19 protein-coding genes and 2 tRNA genes are annotated in these 17,327 nt (G+C 66.4%); 13 read left to right on the plus strand and 8 right to left on the minus strand.

All coding sequences use genetic code 11. The features are described 5' to 3' along the window. Window positions 1–10 precede the first annotated feature (10 nt). From V8Z80_RS08095 to V8Z80_RS08135, 9 genes are all read left to right on the plus strand, one after another. The gene (locus tag V8Z80_RS08095) at window positions 11–1,306 is read left to right on the plus strand and encodes an adenylosuccinate synthase (RefSeq protein WP_336061639.1); all 1,296 of its coding nucleotides are present in this window, start codon (window positions 11–13) and stop codon (window positions 1,304–1,306) included. Between the two features lie 15 nt (window positions 1,307–1,321). Beyond that, complete coding sequence (locus V8Z80_RS08100) at window positions 1,322–1,864, plus strand: phosphoribosyltransferase (protein WP_155195260.1); 543 nt, start codon at window positions 1,322–1,324, stop codon at window positions 1,862–1,864. Between the two features lie 71 nt (window positions 1,865–1,935). Then, window positions 1,936–2,148 (plus strand): 30S ribosomal protein S21, encoded by a 213-nt coding sequence (rpsU, locus tag V8Z80_RS08105; RefSeq protein ID WP_066452846.1) that lies wholly within the window; start codon window positions 1,936–1,938, stop codon window positions 2,146–2,148. 18 nt (window positions 2,149–2,166) lie between these two features. Beyond that, window positions 2,167–4,125 (plus strand): DNA primase, encoded by a 1,959-nt coding sequence (dnaG, locus tag V8Z80_RS08110; RefSeq protein ID WP_155195259.1) that lies wholly within the window; start codon window positions 2,167–2,169, stop codon window positions 4,123–4,125. 326 nt (window positions 4,126–4,451) lie between these two features. Then, window positions 4,452–6,767: an RNA polymerase sigma factor RpoD gene (gene rpoD / locus V8Z80_RS08115; RefSeq protein ID WP_336061640.1), complete on the plus strand. Its 2,316-nt coding sequence runs from the start codon at window positions 4,452–4,454 to the stop codon at window positions 6,765–6,767. 13 nt (window positions 6,768–6,780) lie between these two features. After that, window positions 6,781–6,859: transfer RNA gene (locus V8Z80_RS08120), tRNA-Ile, on the plus strand. Window positions 6,860–7,102: 243 nt separating this feature from the next. Beyond that, on the plus strand, window positions 7,103–8,509 hold the full coding sequence (locus V8Z80_RS08125; protein ID WP_442951953.1) for a metallophosphoesterase: 1,407 nt from the start codon (window positions 7,103–7,105) through the stop codon (window positions 8,507–8,509). Window positions 8,510–8,862: 353 nt separating this feature from the next. Beyond that, window positions 8,863–9,060, plus strand: coding sequence for a hypothetical protein (locus tag V8Z80_RS08130; RefSeq protein WP_155195256.1), 198 nt, complete (start codon window positions 8,863–8,865; stop codon window positions 9,058–9,060). 65 nt (window positions 9,061–9,125) lie between these two features. Further along, window positions 9,126–9,410, plus strand: coding sequence for a hypothetical protein (locus V8Z80_RS08135; protein ID WP_336061642.1), 285 nt, complete (start codon window positions 9,126–9,128; stop codon window positions 9,408–9,410). An 81-nt stretch (window positions 9,411–9,491) separates the two neighbouring features. Here the strand turns inward: V8Z80_RS08135 and V8Z80_RS08140 are convergent, their stop codons facing one another. Next, window positions 9,492–10,742 carry a pyridoxal-phosphate-dependent aminotransferase family protein gene (locus tag V8Z80_RS08140; protein ID WP_155195296.1) on the minus strand — a complete coding sequence of 417 codons (1,251 nt, stop codon included), beginning with the start codon at window positions 10,740–10,742 and terminating at the stop codon, window positions 9,492–9,494. Between the two features lie 199 nt (window positions 10,743–10,941). Here V8Z80_RS08140 and V8Z80_RS08145 point away from each other — a divergent pair, with 199 nt between their 5' ends. Further along, window positions 10,942–11,910 carry a nucleoside recognition domain-containing protein gene (locus V8Z80_RS08145; RefSeq protein WP_155195254.1) on the plus strand — a complete coding sequence of 323 codons (969 nt, stop codon included), beginning with the start codon at window positions 10,942–10,944 and terminating at the stop codon, window positions 11,908–11,910. 76 nt (window positions 11,911–11,986) lie between these two features. Here V8Z80_RS08145 and V8Z80_RS08150 read toward each other — a convergent pair whose 3' ends face one another. After that, entirely contained in the window at window positions 11,987–12,190 is a 204-nt protein-coding gene (locus tag V8Z80_RS08150) for a cold-shock protein (RefSeq protein ID WP_155195253.1), read from the minus strand. Between the two features lie 211 nt (window positions 12,191–12,401). Next, window positions 12,402–12,680 (minus strand): hypothetical protein, encoded by a 279-nt coding sequence (locus V8Z80_RS08155; RefSeq protein ID WP_155195252.1) that lies wholly within the window; start codon window positions 12,678–12,680, stop codon window positions 12,402–12,404. 263 nt (window positions 12,681–12,943) lie between these two features. Between V8Z80_RS08155 and V8Z80_RS08160 the strand changes: the two genes are divergently transcribed. Next, window positions 12,944–13,282 carry a hypothetical protein gene (locus V8Z80_RS08160; protein ID WP_155195251.1) on the plus strand — a complete coding sequence of 113 codons (339 nt, stop codon included), beginning with the start codon at window positions 12,944–12,946 and terminating at the stop codon, window positions 13,280–13,282. A 50-nt stretch (window positions 13,283–13,332) separates the two neighbouring features. After that, window positions 13,333–13,409: transfer RNA gene (locus V8Z80_RS08165), tRNA-Met, on the plus strand. On the opposite strand, the gene V8Z80_RS08170 is transcribed toward V8Z80_RS08165, so the two are convergent. Then, complete coding sequence (locus V8Z80_RS08170) at window positions 13,388–14,950, minus strand: recombinase family protein (RefSeq protein WP_336061643.1); 1,563 nt, start codon at window positions 14,948–14,950, stop codon at window positions 13,388–13,390. The two genes, V8Z80_RS08165 and V8Z80_RS08170, sit on opposite strands and share 22 nt — an antisense overlap. Before the next feature lie 192 nt (window positions 14,951–15,142). Between V8Z80_RS08170 and V8Z80_RS08175 the strand changes: the two genes are divergently transcribed. After that, on the plus strand, window positions 15,143–15,337 hold the full coding sequence (locus tag V8Z80_RS08175; protein ID WP_336061644.1) for a hypothetical protein: 195 nt from the start codon (window positions 15,143–15,145) through the stop codon (window positions 15,335–15,337). A 7-nt stretch (window positions 15,338–15,344) separates the two neighbouring features. Here V8Z80_RS08175 and V8Z80_RS08180 read toward each other — a convergent pair whose 3' ends face one another. The 4 genes from V8Z80_RS08180 to V8Z80_RS08195 all read right to left on the minus strand — a co-directional run bounded on the left by V8Z80_RS08180 (window position 15,345) and on the right by V8Z80_RS08195 (window position 17,327). After that, window positions 15,345–15,698 (minus strand): hypothetical protein, encoded by a 354-nt coding sequence (locus V8Z80_RS08180; protein ID WP_336061645.1) that lies wholly within the window; start codon window positions 15,696–15,698, stop codon window positions 15,345–15,347. 223 nt (window positions 15,699–15,921) lie between these two features. Then, on the minus strand, window positions 15,922–16,323 hold the full coding sequence (locus tag V8Z80_RS08185; RefSeq protein WP_336061646.1) for a hypothetical protein: 402 nt from the start codon (window positions 16,321–16,323) through the stop codon (window positions 15,922–15,924). Continuing rightward, window positions 16,316–16,837 (minus strand): class I SAM-dependent methyltransferase, encoded by a 522-nt coding sequence (locus V8Z80_RS08190; protein WP_336061647.1) that lies wholly within the window; start codon window positions 16,835–16,837, stop codon window positions 16,316–16,318. The genes V8Z80_RS08185 and V8Z80_RS08190 overlap by 8 nt, the downstream gene beginning before the upstream one ends. Then, complete coding sequence (locus V8Z80_RS08195; protein WP_336061648.1) at window positions 16,821–17,327, minus strand: hypothetical protein; 507 nt, start codon at window positions 17,325–17,327, stop codon at window positions 16,821–16,823. Before V8Z80_RS08195 ends, V8Z80_RS08190 begins: the two co-directional genes overlap by 17 nt.

A 17,327-nucleotide genomic window follows, 5' to 3' on the forward strand; every position in this document is an offset into this window, starting at 1 on the left:
GTTGGCGACAATGAGCAAGAACGTTGTGGTGATAGGCACCCAGTGGGGTGACGAAGGCAAGGGCAAGATCGTGGACTGGCTGGCCGAATCGGCCCAGGGCGTGGTCCGCTTCCAGGGCGGGCACAATGCCGGCCATACGCTGTGGATCAACGGCCAGAAGACCATCCTGCGCCTGATCCCCTCGGGCATCATGCATCCGGGGGTGACCTGCTACATCGGCAATGGCGTGGTGCTTTCGCCCGAGGCCCTGCTCAAGGAGATCTCCGAGCTGGAGGCCGCCGGCCTGGACGTGCGCTCGCGCCTGCAGGTCTCCGAGGCCTGCCCGCTGATCCTGCCTTATCACGTGGCCATCGACCAGGCGCGCGAGGCGCGGCGCGGCGAAAGCAAGATCGGCACCACGGGCCGCGGCATCGGCCCGGCCTACGAGGACAAGGTGGCCCGCCGCGCGCTGCGCGTGCAGGACCTGTTCGATCCCAAGGCCTTCGACGAAAAGCTCGCCGAGGTGCTGGACTACCACAATTTCGTGCTGACCCAGTACCTGGGCGCCCCGGCCGTGGCCGCCGCCCAGGTGCGCGACCAGGCCATGGCGCTGGCGCCGGCCCTGGCGCCCATGGTCAACGACATCTCCAACAACCTGTACGCCGCGCAGCAGGCCGGCCACAAGCTGCTGTTCGAAGGCGCCCAGGGCGCCTTGCTGGACGTGGACCACGGCACCTATCCCTACGTCACCAGCAGCAACTGCGTGGCGGGCGCGGCCGCGGCCGGCGCCGGGGTGGGGCCGCAATCCCTGCATCACATCCTGGGCATCACCAAGGCCTATGCCACCCGGGTGGGCTCGGGCCCGTTCCCCACAGAACTGTTCGACGACGTGGGCGCGCGCCTGGCCACGGTAGGCAAGGAGTTCGGCTCGGTCACCGGCCGGCCGCGCCGCTGCGGCTGGTTCGACGGGGCGGCGCTCAAGCGCTCGGTACGCCTGAACGGCATTTCGGGGCTGTGCATCACCAAGCTGGACGTGCTGGACGGGCTGGACACGATCCAGCTGGGCGTGGGCTACCGCATGGACGGCCAGTTCCACGACACGCTGCCTTACGGCGCGGCGGCGGTGGGCCGGGTCGAACCCGTGCTCGAAGAGCTGCCCGGCTGGAGCGAATCGACCGTGGGCATCACCGAGTACGACAAGCTGCCGGCCAACGCGCGCCGCTACCTCGAGCGCATGTCCGAGACCTGCGGCGTGCCCATCGACATGGTTTCGACGGGCCCGGACCGCAACGAGACCATCCTGTTGCGCCATCCCTTCAAGGGCTGAGCGGGAGGGCGCGCCATGAACCTGCCACCGAGCACCGACCGCGATCTCTGGGTCGGCTGGGACCAATACCATCGCCTGATCGAGACGCTGGGCCTGAACATCTACCAGTCGGGCTGGCGTTTCGACCAGATCGTCTGCCTGGCGCGCGGCGGCGTGCGGGTGGGCGACGTGCTCTCGCGCATCTACGACGTGCCCCTGGGCATCCTGGCCACCAGCAGCTATCGCGAGGCGGCCGGCACGGTGCAGGGCACCCTGGACATCGCCCAGTTCATCACCATCACGCGCGGCACCCTGGCCGGCCGGGTGTTGCTGGTGGACGACATGGTCGATACCGGCCTGACCTTCAGCCGGGTGCGCGATCACCTGCGCAAGCAGTTTCCCGGCATCACCGAACTCAAGAGCGCGGTGCTGTGGTGGAAAGGGCATTCCCAGGCGGTTCCCGACTATTACGTCGAGAAGCTGGAAACCAATCCGTGGATACACCAGCCTTTCGAGGAATACGACAGCCTGCGCCCGGACCAGCTCGAAGCCTGGATGCGCAAGGGGCGCCGCGATTGATTTTTCTGGATTTTTGGCAATAACATGCTAGAATCTACAGTTACCTGGAACTTTTGACGCGCATACCATTCATGCCTATTGTCCGACTGAAAGAAAACGAGCCGTTTGAAGCCGCCCTGCGGCGCTTTAAGCGCACCATCGAAAAGACCGGCCTGCTGACCGAGCTGCGTTCGCGCGAGTTCTACGAGAAGCCCACCGCCGAGCGCAAGCGCAAAGCTGCCGCCGCGGTCAAGCGTCACTACAAGCGTATCCGTAGCCAACAGCTGCCTCCGCGTCTGTATTGATTCCTGGGTGGTCAGGAATTGATTCCTGATTCATTCATCCAGGAGCTGCTCGCCCGTGTCGACATCGCTGAAGTCGTAGGGCGCTACGTCCAGTTGCGCAAGGGCGGGGCCAATCTGCTCGGCCTTTGCCCCTTCCACAACGAAAAATCCCCGTCCTTCACCGTCAGTCCCACCAAGCAGTTCTATCACTGCTTCGGTTGCGGCGCGCACGGCAGCGCCATCACCTTCCTGATGGAGCATACGGGGGCCAGTTTCCCCGAGGCAGTCCGTTCGCTGGCCGGCGGCGTGGGCCTGACCGTGCCCGACGAGGATCGCAGTCCACGCCAACGGGCGCAGGACGCGCGCCGCCGCGAGGAAATCTCCCGCCACGGCCAGGTGCTGGAAACCGCGCTGGCCCACTATCGCAAGCAATTGCGCCAGTCGCCGGCTGCGATCCGCTATCTGCAGCAGCGCGGCCTGACGGGCGACGTGGCGGCGCGTTTCGGCCTGGGCTGGGCCGACGCCGACCGGCAGGGCCTGGCCAAGGTCTTCCCGCGCTACGACGACCCGCTGCTGGTCGAGGCCGGGCTGGTGATCGAATCCGAGGACGGCCGGCGCTACGACCGTTTCCGCGAGCGCGTGATGTTTCCCATCCGCAACGCGCGCGGGCAGCTGATCGGCTTTGGCGGGCGGATCATCGGCAAGGGCGAGCCCAAGTACCTGAACTCCCCCGAGACCCCGCTGTTTTCCAAGGGCAACGAGCTCTATGGCCTGTGGGAAGGGCGCCTGGCCGTGCGCAGCGAAGGCCAGGTCGTGGTGGTCGAGGGCTATATGGACGTGGTCGGCCTGGCCCAGCAAGGGGTGGGCAATGCGGTGGCCACGCTGGGCACGGCGACCACCAGCACGCACGTCCAGAAGCTGCTGCGCGCCAGCGACCGCATCGTCTTCAGCTTCGATGGCGACAGCGCCGGGCGCCGGGCGGCCTGGCGGGCCTTGCAGGCCTGCCTGCCGCTGTTGCGCGACGACATTTCCATCCGTTTCCTTTTTCTGCCTGCCGAGCACGACCCGGACTCCTATGTGCGCGAATTCGGCGCCGAGGCTTTCAAGGCGCGCCTGGACGAGGCGGTGGCCCTGTCGCGCTTCCTGCTGGACGAGCTGGCCTCGCGCCATGACCTGTCCGAGGTGGAAGGCCGGGCGGCCTGCGTGCACGAGGCCAAGCCGTTGCTGGCCGCGGTGCCCGAGGGCAGCCTGCGGCTGCAGTTGCAGCATGCGCTGGCGCGCCAGGTACAGCTTACCCCCGAAGAGCTGGCCGGACTGCTGGCAGCCGCGCCCGAGCCCGCTCCGGTCTCCAAGGCGGCCCGCCCGCCCGAGCCCGGCGCGCAGCCTTGGCAGGGCGAGGCGCCGGCCCCCGAGGAGATGGACCTGAACTGGCAGCCCGCGCACGAGCCGGATGAGCCCGTCTACGAGCCCAGGCCGGGCGGGTGGCGCCGGGACGCAGGCGCCGGGCGCAAGTTCAAGCGCCAGGACCGCGGCGAACGCGCCGCAGGGGCCGAGCCGCCCAGGGGGCGCCGGCCGGTGACGCCGCTGGCCAAGCGCCTGCTGCGCCTGCTGCTCTCGCATCCGGAGCTGGTGGACGAAATGGGCGAGCAGCAGCTTGAAGTCCTGGATCGCGGCCCCCATCTGTCCTTGGTAAGGGAGTTGATCCTGCTTGCCCAGCGCAGCGGGGCGCGCCATCTGGGCGCGCTGCTGCAGGCGGCCGAGCCCGATTCGGACCTGCAGCTGGTGCTGCAGCAGGCCTTGGCCGACGTCATGGCCCAGGAAGAACTGCCGCATCCGCAGAAGGAGTGGGAAGACGCGCTGCGGCGTATCGAACTCGATGCCTTGCGCGCAGAGCAGTCGGCGCTGGTCGAGCAGGGCCTGGAAGACGCGGCGGCCCGGGCGCAATACCTCGAATTGTCACAACGCATTACGGTGCTGAGCCGGGCTGCCGGACAGTAAGGAATGCGGTACACTTAAGGGTTTTCGAGCAGCAGTGCAAACACAGCCGTGCAAGCCGTACAAGGAAGGCTGGCGGGCAGACTGGCAGGCCGGGACCGGCCAGGCCGCCCGGGGCGGGTGAACGCCTGGATCGCATCGGGGTCTAATCCCCGGAAGGCCTGCGGTCCGGCCGCTGTCGCGCGGATGCGCGCCCCTTGATGTCCGGCCCGGTTTTTCCGGCTGAAAACGTTCCCGCTGCAGCACGGAAGCTGTTTTACGGTCCGTCCGTGTTGCACGGATGGCACTCAATAGTTAATGTGGCTGTTATACCAGTCACGGAAGCGACCATGACCCAATCCAACGGCAAGAAATCCCCCGCAAGCTCCACGCTCGAACAGGCGACGTCCGAGGCGGTCGTCAAGCCCGTGCGCGCCACCTCGCGTGCGGCGGAAAAGCCTGCCGCCAAGGCCTCGGTAAAGGTTGCGGCCAAGCCCGCCGCCAAGAAGGCGGCCGCCAAGGCCGAACCCAAGGCGCCCGCCAAGACGGCCAAGGCCGCCGGCAAGACCGCGGCCAAGCCGGCCGGCAAGCCCGGCCGCCCCAAGTCCGCCGCCCTTGACGACGACGCCGCCGAGGACCGCCTGACCGAGATGGTCACGCGCCCGTCGGGCACCGGCCGCCGCCCCGGGCGCCCCTCCAAGAACGCCAACAACGATGCCGACTTCGACGATGGCGGCGATCACGACGGCGAAGGCGAGGTCGTGCCGGACTTCAAGCCCCCCAAGCGCGGCAAGCGCGGCAAGGCCGATCCCAAGGACCTGATCGCCCGCGGCCCCGTCTCGCCCGAGGAATACGAAGCGCGCCGCAACCGGCTCAAGCAGCTGATCAAGCTGGGCAAGGACCGCGGCTATCTCACCTATGGCGAGATCAACGATCATCTGCCCGACGACCTGGTCGATGCCGAGGCCATCGACGGCATCATCAGCACCTTCAGCGACATGGGCATCTCGGTCTATGACCAGGCGCCCGATGCCGAAACGCTGCTGATGAGCGAGAACGCGCCCGTGGCCGCCAACGACGACGACGTCGAGGACGAGGCCGAGGCCGCGCTGACCACCGTGGATTCCGACTTCGGCCGCACCACCGACCCGGTGCGCATGTACATGCGCGAAATGGGTTCGGTCGAACTGCTCACGCGCGAAGGCGAGATCGAGATCGCCAAGCGCATCGAGGACGGCCTCAAGCACATGGTCATGGCCATCTCGGCCTGCCCGACCACCATCAACGAGATCATCGCCCACATCAGCCGCGTGCGCGACGGCTCGGCGCAGATCGACGAGGTGGTCGATGGCCTGGTCGATCCCGAGGACGGCGAGGAGTACGCCGGCGCCGGCGTGGCCGACGATTCGGACGACGACGGCCCGGCCGGTGGCATGAGCAGCCGCCAGCTCGAGGACCTGCGCGTCAAGGCTCTGAAGAAGTTCGACGAGGTCAGCAAGTGGTTCGACGCCATGCGCAAGGCCTATGAGCGCGATGGCTACAAGTCGCCCGCCTATGTGCAGGCCCAGGAAGCCATCCAGAACGAACTGATGGGCATCCGCTTTACCGCCAAGATGGTCGAGCGGCTGGCCGACACGCTGCGCAGCCAGGTCGAGGAGGTGCGCCAGCTCGAGCGCGCGGTGCTGCACACCTGCGTGGACCGCGCCGGCATGCCCCGCAGCCATTTCATCAAGGTCTTCCCGGGCCGCGAAACCGACATGAACTGGGTCCAGGAAGAAGTGGCCGCCGGTCACGAGTATTCCGCCACCCTCGAGCGCCACGTCCCGGCCGTGCACGAGCTGCAGCAAAAGCTGATCGACCTGCAGGCCCGCGTGGTGCTGCCCCTCAAGGACCTCAAGGAAGTCAACAAGCGCATGGCCACCGGCGAGGCCAAGGCCCGCAAGGCCAAGCGCGAGATGACCGAGGCCAACCTGCGCCTGGTGATCTCCATCGCCAAGAAATACACCAACCGCGGGCTGCAGTTCCTGGACCTGATCCAGGAGGGCAACATCGGCCTGATGAAGGCGGTGGACAAGTTCGAATACCGGCGCGGCTACAAGTTCTCTACCTATGCCACGTGGTGGATCCGGCAGGCCATCACACGCTCGATCGCCGACCAGGCGCGCACCATCCGCATCCCGGTGCACATGATCGAGACCATCAACAAGATGAACCGCATCAGCCGGCAGATCCTGCAGGAAACCGGCGCCGAGCCCGATCCGGCGACCCTGGCCGCCAAGATGGACATGCCCGAGGACAAGATCCGCAAGATCCTGAAGATCGCCAAGGAGCCGATCTCCATGGAGACGCCCATCGGCGACGACGACGATTCGCACCTGGGCGACTTCATCGAGGATACCGCCACCCTGGCGCCCTCGGACGCGGCGCTGCATGGCTCCATGCGCGACGTGGTCAAGGAGGTGCTGGATTCGCTGACCCCGCGCGAAGCCAAGGTGCTGCGCATGCGTTTCGGCATCGAGATGAGCACCGACCAGACGCTGGAAGAGGTGGGCAAGCAGTTCGACGTCACCCGCGAGCGCATCCGCCAGATCGAAGCCAAGGCGCTGCGCAAGCTGCGCCACCCCAGCCGGGCCGACAAGCTCAAGAGTTTCCTGGAAGGCCAGTAAAGCCTTTCCAAACGGGCCTCTAGCTCATGCCTGGTTAGAGCAGCGGACTCATAATCCGTTGGTGCCGAGTTCGACTCTCGGGGGGCCTACCAATATTGGCGCGGGTTTGCGTGTGATGACGCAGCCCGCGCTTTCTTTTTGGTGGGGGATTTTTCGACAGCTTTTGCTTTTCTTTTCTGGGCCCGCGGGGCGTGCGGCAGGCTTGGCCATGCCGCTGGCCTGATTCCCACGTCAACCCCCTTCCTTGTTCCCATCGCCAGGACGACACCGGGCCTGGCGGCGATGCCGGCCTGATCGCGCTGCCGAACAAGCGCCGCTCGCTGCTCAAGCTGGGCATGGGCGCCTGGCTGGCGCCCGGCCTGGGCGCCACGGGGCTGCTGGCCGGCTGGGGCAGCAGCGACGACGATGAGGCCGCCGCGCCGCCGCAGCCGGAGCAGCCCCAGCCCGAACCGGGGCAGCCCGGCCAGGACGAAGGCCTGGTGTCCAGCTTCGGGCTGGCGGTGCTGCCCGACACCCAGTTCTACGCGCGTTATGCCTTCGCCGAGGCCGGCAACCAGTTCGACCGCCTCTATGGCAGCGAGCCTTTCCTGGCCCAGACGCAGTGGCTCGCCGCGCAGGCCCCCGCACTGAAGATCCCTTTTGTCATCCATGTCGGCGACGTGGTCGACCAGGCCGGCAGGCCGCAGCAGTGGGAGGTCGCCGACGAGGCGATGAAGGTGCTGGAAGACGCCGGCCTGCCGTACTCGATCCTGGCCGGCAACCACGACGTGCTGGCGCCGGTTGGCTACGATTCCGATCCGGTCAACGGCACGGACGCCGACCGCGACGGCGTCAGCCCGCTGCAAACCCCTTACGGCCTGATGCTGTGGGACCGCCTGATCCGCGACAACCACCAGATCTTCATGACGCTGAACGGGCATTTCCACGGCTCGGCGCGCCTGACCAAGCTCAACGACTTCGGCCATGCCGTCGAGCAGATGGTGGTGGACTACCAGATGGCCTACCAGGGCGGCAACGGCCTGATGCGCTTCTATGAATTCGACCTGAGCAACAACCGCATCCGTGCCTTGTCGTTTTCCCCCTGGGTGCCGCAAAAGCCGGCCGAAACCCTCAATGAGTTCGACCAGGCCATGCTGACCTCGCCGAACGACCAGTTCGAGATCGAAATGGACTTCGCCAGCCGGTTCGCCGGCTTCAATCCCGGGTTCGCCGCGGCGGCGCCCAGCAACGCGCCCTTGGCCGCGGCGGCCGCGGCGCTGATCCTGGACGGCTTTACCGACGCGCAGCCGCCGGTGCGCACGCCAGCCAGCGGTCCGCAAGACTATCCCCAGGTGGCCGAGACGCGCGCGCACTGGCGCTTTGCCGGCGGCGCGGACGGCTCGCCGGTGGCTGCGGGCGCGGTCATCGCCGACCTGTCGGGCAACGGCAACGACCTGGTGCGGGCGCCGTTAAGCGAACCGGCCGGCAATACCGCCCAGGTCGAGGACCTGGCATGGACGGCCGACAAGCATTACAACGATCCGGCCACGCGCGAGACCACCCTGTACGTCGAAGGCGCGCCGGTGCTGCGCAATATCGGCGGGGCCGTGGGCTTGGCCAGCCTGGGCCTGCCCTGGTACGTGGGCGCAGGTTTCTGGGACGGCGGGCCGCCCAACAACGGCTTTCTGGACACGCTGGGCGAGATCCGTATCGTGGCCCGGCCCTTGCCCCCGGCGCAATGGCTGACCGCGCGAGCCGTCTAGCAGCCAGCATGTGGCATCGGCGCAACGCCCCGTGCGGCTCGCGCGGCGTTGCGGCGGCAGGCCGGGCCGCGAGGGCGGCCAGGCAGCCGGCTGGCCGGGCAGGGCAGCAAACCAGCAATACTGCGGCCTGGCGGCGCTTTTTGGCCTGAAGCGCCCGTCATACGGGCTTGCCGCTGGGCGGATCCAGGTTTTTCGCGGAACTAGGGTTAACCCTTGGTGTTGTCCAGCGGGAGCTTGGAGAATTATTGCCTTTCCTTATCTACTTTTTCAATAAATTCAATGACCTGCATGGCATCCCTCTGCGCCGGCCTGGGTGATAATTCGCCCGTACTGTCCGCCATCCCACCACTGTAATGAGCCAACACAACCTGGACGCCTTCATGCGTCAAGTCGCCAGCAATTCCACGCTGTGGGGCTGTGCCTCGCTGTTTGCCGATGGGCATTTGCACGACGCGGCTTCGCGCCTGGCCGTCATGGCCGAGGCGCTGGGCTGCCCCTTCGATCCCCAGGAGTTCTCGCAACGGGCTTCCCAGTACGAGCCGCGCCGTTAACGGCCCTGCCCGCGGGGCCGGCCGCGCCTTGCTAAACTGGCCCATCCTCGATGCAGGGCAGGGCCATGACATACGAATATCTTTTCCTGGGCATGGTGGGGGTCGTGCTCCTCGCCATGCTGGTGGGCGCGGCGGCTGGCCGCACGGCCAGCATACAGAAGGGGTTTGCCGTCTGCCTGCTGACGGCGGTGCTGGGCGCGGGCTTGGCCTACCGGCTGACGCAGGGCGGGGCCGACGCCGGCTATGCCCCCTTGCTGGCGGCCGCCGCCGGCCTGTTTGGCCTGATGATCTCGTTTTCCGCTTCCCTGGTGTCGCGCCGGGTCCTGGCGCGCCGCCGCAAGGCCGCCTAGCCTGGCGCCTGGCCCGCAGGCCGTCCGGCCCGCGCAAGCGGGCGCCGGCGGCCTGCGGCCGATGGCCGGGCGCAGGGCCCGCTATACCGGCACGGGCGCGCCGGCCGTCTTCTGCGCCGGCACTTGCAGGCCTTTCTCCAGCATGGCCATGCCGGTGGGCAGGTCGACCTTCACGCCCAGGTCGCGCATGGTCGAGCCCAGCGCGTGCACCGTCCTGAAAAGGTTGTGCGAGCGGCATTGTTCGCCCATCTGCCCGATGCGCACGATGGGCAGGCCGAAGGAGCTGGATATCTCCACGTGATAGTGCTCGGAGATGTGGGCGCAGACCTTGCCGTTGTCCAGCGATGCCGGCATTTCGATGCCGACCACGGAATTGAGCCGGGACGCTTGCGGGGCGAACAGTTTCAGCCCCATGGCGGTGATGCTTTGCTGCAGCGCCAGCGAGCAGCGCGCATGGCGTTCGAAACGCACGGGCAGGGTTTCGGCGCAGACCAGCCGCAAGGCCTCGTGCAAGGCCAGCACGCCCGAGACCGGCGCCGTGTAGTGGTACGAACCCTTGTGCCAGAAATTGGTGGCCAGGCGCGCATCCAGGCACCAGTGGCTGTTGTGGCTTTCACGCCGGCCGATGCGCTCCCAGGCCTCGTTGGAGAAGGCGATCAGCGACACGCCGGGAATCGAGGACAGCCCTTTCTGTCCGCCGGTGATGACCGCGTCGATCTGCCAGGCGTCCATGTCCAGCGGCATGGTGCTCAGCGTGCAGACGGCATCGACGATCACCATGCAGCCATGCTGCTTGGCCAGCCGGGCGATGGCCGGCAGCTCGCGGTTGAAGACGGTATTGGAGGTTTCTCCCTGGACGATGGTCAGGCAGTCGGGCCGGTGGGCCAGCAGGGCCGTTTCCACTTCCTCCAGCGTGGCGGCGCGGTGGCCGGCGATCTCGAGCACGGCCACGTCCGCGCCCAGCCGGCGGCTCATGTCGGCCATGCGGGCGCTGAAAAAGCCGTTGACCACGCACAGCACCTTGCTGCCGGGCGCGACCAGGTTGCAGATGGCCATCTCCATGGCCGCCGAGCCGGGACCGGCCACGCCCAGCACCCAGTTCGAACGCGTCTGGAAGACGTAGCGCGCCATCTCCTTGACCTGGGTGATGATGGTGGACATCGTGGTGCCCAGGTGGTTGATGACCACGGAATTGGCCCGCGCCACGGCGTCGGGGATGGGCACGGGCCCCGCGCCCATCATGAGCAGGGGGTCGTCGGGCAGGATTTCGTTGAGCGGACGCACCACGGGCGCGGCCACCGGGGCGGGGCGCGGGTCCGGCTGCGCCGGCATGTCGGAGAGCGGGGAAAGAGCGGGAGTGCTGGTTGCGTCGAGCATGTTGACTGCCACGAAATGAAAAGGGGGCGCCGCTGCCGTCGGCCCTGGCGTCGGCGGCAGGCAGCGATGCGCCGGCACGCCGGGCGCGGCATGCCGTGTGCACTATCATACTGCCGCGCGATGCGTGCGCTTCTCCGGTATGGCGGTCCCGTTCATGAAAATCTATCTCCTGCACCTGCTCACGCGCAGCCGCCGGCTGTTCTGGGCCTTGGCCAAAGTCATGCTGCCGGTCATGCTGGCCGTGCGCGCCGCCGAACTGGCGGGCTTGATCGACCTGCTGGGCGCGGCGCTGGGCCCGTTCATGGCATTGCTCGATCTGCCGCCGCAGGCCGGCCTGGTGTGGGTGGCTTGCGTGTTCGTGGGCATATACGGCGGCATCGGTGCGCTGGTCGGGCTGGCGCCGCAAATGGACCTGAACGTGGCGCAGCTGAGCGCGCTGGCCGCCATGATGCTGTTCGCGCACAGCATCCCGGTGGAGCAGGCCATCGTGCGCCGCGCCGGCGCCAGCTTCTGGTTCACCAGTGCGCTGCGCCTGGGCCTGGCCCTGCTGTATGGCGCCATGGTGGCCTGGACCTGCCGGCTGCTGGGGGTATTGGACGAGCCGGTATCGCTGGGCTGGCTGCAAGGCTCGCAATGGGCGGCCGAACAGGCGCCCAACGTCCACCTGGCCTGGGCGCAATCGACGCTGTTCTCGCTGCTTGCCACCTACGGGGTGATACTGGGCCTGCTGGTGCTGCTCGATGTGCTGGAGCGGCTGGGAATCACGCGCCGCATCACCGTGGCCCTGACGCCGCTGCTGCGCCTGTCCGGGCTGGACGCCAGGGTGGCGCCCGTCACGACCGTGGGCGTGCTGCTGGGCCTGACCTATGGCGGGGCGCTCATCATCGAAGAGGCGCAAAAGCAGAATTTCCCGCCGCGCACACGGCTGCTGGCGCTCAGCTGGCTGTCCCTGTCGCATTCGCTGATCGAGGACACGCTGCTGATGCTGGCGCTGGGCGCGGACATCTGGGTGGTGCTGGTGGGGCGGGTGGCGCTGACCATGCTGGTCGTGGCGCTGATGGCGCGCTGCCTGCGCGGCGGCGCGCCCGAGCCGCTGCGGGCGCCGGCACGGGCGGGCGGCTAAGGCCGCAAAAGGTCCGCAAAAAACAAGACCCGGCCACGGGGCCGGGTCTTGCAAGGCGAGGACCGGGTTTAGCCGGTTACAGCACCTGGATGTTCTTGGCGCTGGGGCCCTTGGGGCCTTGGCCAACTTCGTAGCTGACGCGTTGGTTTTCCTCCAGGGACTTGAAGCCTTCCCTGCGGATTTCGGAATAGTGCGCGAAGAGGTCTTTGCCGCCTTCATCGGGAACGATGAAGCCGAAGCCCTTTTCCGGATTGAACCACTTGACGATACCGGTTGCCATGATGTACTTCCTAGATATTTATAGGCGCGAGCCCAGGATTGCCAGAACGATCAAGGAAGAGGAAGTAGAACAACCGACGGTCCAACGAGGGCGACTGATGCACAAAACCGCGTCGCTTGACGATCTGCCCGCGCACTATGACCGGGAAATCCGGGCGCGTCAACCCCCGGGAAAAGCGATATCGGTATGCGTGGGCCCCGCAGGAGCGAGGTCAGTGCGCCAGCGAGGGCGAGGACATCGCATCGACCAGCTTGCAGCCGTGCTCGATCGCCGCGTGGATGGCTTCGCGCGGGCTGTGCATGCCGCCGTTTTGCTCGAATGCCGGCACTTCGTATTCGATGCCGGGCTCGTCGGAGTCGGCCGCCCGGGCCACCACGATGCTTGCGCGGAAGGTAACGCCTTCCAGACCCGCTCCGGGGTCCCCAGACAACACCCGCTGCACGTTCGCCGATAGCCGGTAGCCCTTGTATACGTAATGATTGGGGAACATAGGGGCACCTTGGAAAACAACAGCATACCTCCACGATCCCGGGGAATTGACAGTTTTTTACACGAAACCCGGGCATTTCTGCGCCAAACGTTGTTTTACGCACAGTTTCACAATAGCGAAAAATGAGCAGGGCTCAATGGGCCCCGGGGGCGGCCCGGCCTGGGGTGCCGGCCGGCGGGTGCGAACCGCGCCGCTGTTATATTGGCCGCTGACCCATCCTGGCGCGCCGCAGCCTGCGGCGCGCCCCAGCCAACGGAAAGTCCATGGATATCGTCAGTACCAAAACCGCCGACGCGCCCGGCGGCCTTGCGCTGCAATGCCGCGCCGAGGGCCACGAAATCAGCGTCTATGTGGTGATCAGCGCGGCCGACCTGAACGCGGTCGCCGAGGTCGTCCCGGCCGAGCAGTTCGAAAGCGATGCGCAGATCCATGCCGCCGCCGTCACCAGCGTCGAGCAGGCCTACGACGAGGTGGGCGAAGTGCTCGAGAACATGGATCCCGGCGACGTGGCGGTGTTCCTGTGCTCGGACCACGAAGCCTACGATGCCGCCCTGGACGTGCTGGGCTATGACGGCGAGCGCGCGCCGGCCGGGCTGAACTGAGGCCGGCTTGCCAACGTATTTCATTTTGGTGTATTATTCATTTCTCCAGACGCGGGGTGGAGCAGTCTGGCAGCTCGTCGGGCTCATAACCCGAAGGTCACAGGTTCAAATCCTGTCCCCGCAACCACACCCAGAAACGGCCCCGACTGCCACGCGCAGTGGGGTCGTTTCACTTTCCAGGGTCGCCCAGGTCCCGTCATCGTCGTTGCTGATGACGGGACGCCCGAGAATCTGTAGCAGAATCGCCCGGGCACGCTCGATGTCGCTGGCCAATGCCGATTCCAGGTTGCGCAGCAGCGCGCGGTACCGCTCCACGGCGTCTTGCACCTGAGACGGCGGCTGATCTGATTCGGCGAGGGCCCGCTTCAGCTTAGCCCGCTCGGCCTCGGCGGCCCGCAGTCGGTCGGCAAGGGCCTCAGAGAAGCCCAATCGGGCGATGGCATCTGTCAGCCTATCCAGTTCGGCGTCCACGTGCGCAAGGCGCTGTACCGCCGCGTCGCGGCCCTGGCGCCCGTTGCGTTGTATCGCTTCCGTCATGAGTTTTACCTGGCGTTGCAGCTCGGCCAGGGCGGCGGGCGATAGCAATTCCTCCCGGATAATATCGAGCAGGCGCTTGTCTGTTTCCCGCCGCGGTGTCATCGTGCCTCGGCAGACTGCGGGCCCACGGTCTTTATGCGCGCCGCAGCCGTACATGCGCAGGTTGATCGCGACCATTGCCCCCCCGCACAGGCTGCATCGCAGCAGGCCTCCAAGCAACGTCCGCGGTGGTGGCGATTTGCCGGGTCCGCCCGAGGTGCGGGAAAGCGACAGCCGCTCGCGCACGGCTTCCCAGGTGGCGTCATCCACGATCCGCAGCTCAGGCACCTCGCGGGTTAGCCACTCTTCACGCGGGCGATCCACGCGGATTCGCTGGCCAGTATCCGGATCTTTGAGCCACTGGCTCCGGTTCCAGATGTAGCGCCCGATGTAGAGTTCGTTGTTGAGCACGCCGGCCAGCCGCCGCGGATTCCCATAAATGGCAGACACGGCCCAGGTGCCGCCCCGCAGCGCGGGGACGCCCAGGCGGTTCAGCTCGTGCGCAATACGCTGGACGGACCAGCCTTCGGAGTACTTCTTGAATATCCAGCGGACCCAGCCAGCTTGCTCTGGGTTGACCTCCAGGCGCTTTCCGCCATCAGCATCGACGCTTCGGTAGCCGTAGCTCAGGCCGCCGGCGTGAAAGCCGCGGTCAACCTGCCCACGTAGGCCTCGATGCGTTTTCGCGCGCAGGTCGTCCAGGTACACCTCGTTGATCAGGCCCCGCATCCCCCGGTGCAGCTTTCGAGCCGAGGAGACCGAGTCGTATCCATCCGAGACGCCGATTATGCGGATGCCGCGGTGCTCGAAGCGCCGGATGGTCTGCTCCTGCTCCACCATGTCACGGGAGAGGCGATCCAGGCCTTCTACAAGCAGCACGTCGAAGCGACCCGCGAGAGCGTCGGCCAGCAGTCTCTTGCCGCCCGGCCGGGCCGCTACCGGCGTGCTGCCGGATATGCCCTGGTCGCTGTGTCGGATCGTAAGGTCGAGACCAAGCGCAGCGGCGCGCGCGGCGCAGATGCGCTCCTGGTCTTCGATGCTGGTCTCTCGCTGGCGGTCAGTACTGAATCGACCGTAGAAAGCGGCGTGCATGTTGCTTCCTGGTAGTTGGTATCGTTGGCGACGTCCGAGACAATGCGCTCGGCAAGCATAGCAATGAGCGCAAGGTGGCCGTCGGTCAAGCGAGCGTGGGCGGACATTCAGCCTCCATGCTTTACGTGTGGTTTCAATGAGATAGCGGGGGCCAGGGCGGCCGGCGGTACGATCCTGAAAAGGAGGCCGGACATGGACCTGAAAGCCGCTTTTGATGAATGGCAGCTAGCCACCGCTGCGGCGATGGAATACCTCGCAGCGCACGATGTGACGCAAGACGCGCACTGGCGCCGGTACTACGAGCTGCGTTGGGCCGAAGATGAAGCGCGGCAGGCGTTTGACGAGTTGCTAGACGAAGTGCGCCGGGCGCGGTTTGCTGCGGAATAGCGTGGGGTCATGCGCCTTCGTGGCTGTACGGCCAGGGCGTGGGCAGAGGCTTTCGGTCTACCAATGCGCTGATGGCGATGGACCAGCCGGCGCAGATCGTGGTGGGCTTCCCGTCCGGCCCAGGCTTGGGTTGGTGGCAGTAGAACGGGTCCATTTCCATCGTAGCCTTCATGGCATCCATGACGGTCGGCAGGCAACCGTTCGGCACGGTGCCGGCGGTGAACGCGCAGGACTTGCAGCGGCGCGGGTGGTCTGGAAACTTGGCCAGCAACTCGGCCTCGGCCTTGTCGGTCAGGCGCGCTAGTTGCTCCCCGATCATGCGGCCCTCGGGGCTCGGGCGATTGGGAACGAGGTCACTCATGATGCCTGCGCTAGGTGTGGTTCTACGAAACCGGGCACTCCGGCGGCCCATGCGTCATGGCCTACACAGCGCGTGATCTGGTCCGGAACGCGGTTGAAAATGGACTCCATCCCAACAACCACATGACAGGAGGGCTCCTGACCGGTCTTCAGCGCTTCAAGGGCATCTGCGTCGTAGCCGAGAGGGGAGTCAGCGCGGAATGGACAGTGTCGGCACGGGGTCTTCACATTCTCTCCTTACCTGAAAGAAGGGCGGCCGCACGTACCATGACCTGGCAAGCTGGGCACTCAGGATCGCGCCGGTTGTAGTCGCTGGCATCGGGGCAGTCGCCCTGGTAGCGATGCGATATGTCGGCGTGCTGAAGGGTGCCCAGCAATTGCCGTAGCGCCGCCTCCAGTTCCGCCACGCGGGCGACCGCTTCCAGTGCCGCCCGATGGGTAAGATTTTTAGCTAAGACCAGGGGATCATGACCGGCTATCGGCTTCAGCATTTCAGCCAGTTCCCGCATCCGCCCATTGCGTAGCAGCGCTGTGTCCTGCCATTCGAGCTCTTCGGCAGCGAGCTCCACGTAATGACGCTGTGCAAATGCTTTAGCGGCGGCCATGATCGGCTTGGGGTCAACCATTGCTCTCTCCCTTTTGCTGCTGACGGGCGGCCGGCTTCATGAACGTGATCCAGTGCGTCCGATTGAGCCGGCCTACGCGGTGGCCAAACAGCGGTTGCTGGTCCGTGCATGCCAGGATGTCCCGTAGCGGAATCTGGGTCTCATTCCACTTGAAGATCAGCACGCCGTGGGGGCGCCGGACGCGGAAGCACTCGGCGAAGCCCTGGCGCATGTCCTCTTGCCAGTCGGCGCCCAGCTTTCCGTACTTGGCTGCCATCCAGCTGCGCTTGCCAGCGCGGACCAGGTGCGGCGGATCGAAGGCGACCAGTGCAAAGGTTTCGTCGGCGAATGGCAGGGCGCGGAAGTCCATCTGTACGTCGGGGTGGATGTGGACCGATCGCGTTCCGTCCTCGCGGTGAGTACGGTCGGTGACGGTGATTTCCTCGTCCCGCAGATCGCCGAACAGGCAGCGCTGGTCCTGCGGATCGAACCACATCATGCGGCCACCGCAGCAGGGGTCAAGTACCGCTTGCATCTACATCCTCCCTGGCACGCTGGGTGCGCTCGTGGGCGTTGAGCACACGGGCGTGTGATTCCGCTTTGGCCCATCCGTCGCCCTTGAGAACGTCGTATCGCTTGACGGTCTTCCCCTCCTGCGTGTCGTTCACATAGGCGTAGCGGCTGCCGGGCGCCTTCAGGACGACGTAGCGGTCGGGCGTTGGTTCGGGGGCCGAATTGGCACGCTGGGCGATCAGGCCTAGCGGCTCGGGTTGCTCGTCCGGGTCGCAGTAGGTGCACGCCTCGCCGTAGTCGAAAAACAGCATCGACGGGCTGCCTTCCTCATCGCGCGTTAGCCACGCAATGGGCTGCCGCCCCTCCCTATCAGCGAGGACGCGGAGCACTTCACGCTCGATGGCGCGGGCGAATTGGATAGTGCTGCCGGGTTCGGGGCGAGCGGGCAGGCTCATTAACCCGATGCGCTGTATCTGCTCCTCCGTCAGCACGGGGTTCATGTCGTTTTGCAT

Origin of the sequence: Orrella sp. JC864 (assembly GCF_037026685.1) — a bacterium.
GTDB lineage: Bacteria > Pseudomonadota > Gammaproteobacteria > Burkholderiales > Burkholderiaceae_B > Orrella.

Excerpts from the sequence above, each read along its gene's own strand:
- V8Z80_RS08100 (WP_155195260.1), top strand. The coding sequence starts at position 1,322 with ATGAACCTGCCACCGAGCACCGACCGCGATCTCTGGGTCGGCTGGGAC.
- rpoD (WP_336061640.1), top strand. The coding sequence starts at position 4,452 with ATGACCCAATCCAACGGCAAGAAATCCCCCGCAAGCTCCACGCTCGAA.
- rpsU (WP_066452846.1), top strand. The coding sequence starts at position 1,936 with ATGCCTATTGTCCGACTGAAAGAAAACGAGCCGTTTGAAGCCGCCCTG.
- V8Z80_RS08150 (WP_155195253.1), bottom strand. The coding sequence starts at position 12,190 with ATGGCAACCGGTATCGTCAAGTGGTTCAATCCGGAAAAGGGCTTCGGC.
- V8Z80_RS08175 (WP_336061644.1), top strand. The coding sequence starts at position 15,143 with ATGGACCTGAAAGCCGCTTTTGATGAATGGCAGCTAGCCACCGCTGCG.
- V8Z80_RS08160 (WP_155195251.1), top strand. The coding sequence starts at position 12,944 with ATGGATATCGTCAGTACCAAAACCGCCGACGCGCCCGGCGGCCTTGCG.
- V8Z80_RS08195 (WP_336061648.1), bottom strand. The coding sequence starts at position 17,327 with ATGCAAAACGACATGAACCCCGTGCTGACGGAGGAGCAGATACAGCGC.
- V8Z80_RS08140 (WP_155195296.1), bottom strand. The coding sequence starts at position 10,742 with ATGCCGGCGCAGCCGGACCCGCGCCCCGCCCCGGTGGCCGCGCCCGTG.
- V8Z80_RS08095 (WP_336061639.1), top strand. The coding sequence starts at position 11 with ATGAGCAAGAACGTTGTGGTGATAGGCACCCAGTGGGGTGACGAAGGC.
- V8Z80_RS08135 (WP_336061642.1), top strand. The coding sequence starts at position 9,126 with ATGACATACGAATATCTTTTCCTGGGCATGGTGGGGGTCGTGCTCCTC.
- V8Z80_RS08170 (WP_336061643.1), bottom strand. The coding sequence starts at position 14,950 with ATGCACGCCGCTTTCTACGGTCGATTCAGTACTGACCGCCAGCGAGAG.
- V8Z80_RS08180 (WP_336061645.1), bottom strand. The coding sequence starts at position 15,698 with ATGAGTGACCTCGTTCCCAATCGCCCGAGCCCCGAGGGCCGCATGATC.
- V8Z80_RS08190 (WP_336061647.1), bottom strand. The coding sequence starts at position 16,837 with ATGCAAGCGGTACTTGACCCCTGCTGCGGTGGCCGCATGATGTGGTTC.
- V8Z80_RS08145 (WP_155195254.1), top strand. The coding sequence starts at position 10,942 with ATGAAAATCTATCTCCTGCACCTGCTCACGCGCAGCCGCCGGCTGTTC.
- V8Z80_RS08155 (WP_155195252.1), bottom strand. The coding sequence starts at position 12,680 with ATGTTCCCCAATCATTACGTATACAAGGGCTACCGGCTATCGGCGAAC.
- V8Z80_RS08130 (WP_155195256.1), top strand. The coding sequence starts at position 8,863 with ATGAGCCAACACAACCTGGACGCCTTCATGCGTCAAGTCGCCAGCAAT.
- V8Z80_RS08125 (WP_442951953.1), top strand. The coding sequence starts at position 7,103 with ATGGGCGCCTGGCTGGCGCCCGGCCTGGGCGCCACGGGGCTGCTGGCC.
- V8Z80_RS08185 (WP_336061646.1), bottom strand. The coding sequence starts at position 16,323 with ATGGTTGACCCCAAGCCGATCATGGCCGCCGCTAAAGCATTTGCACAG.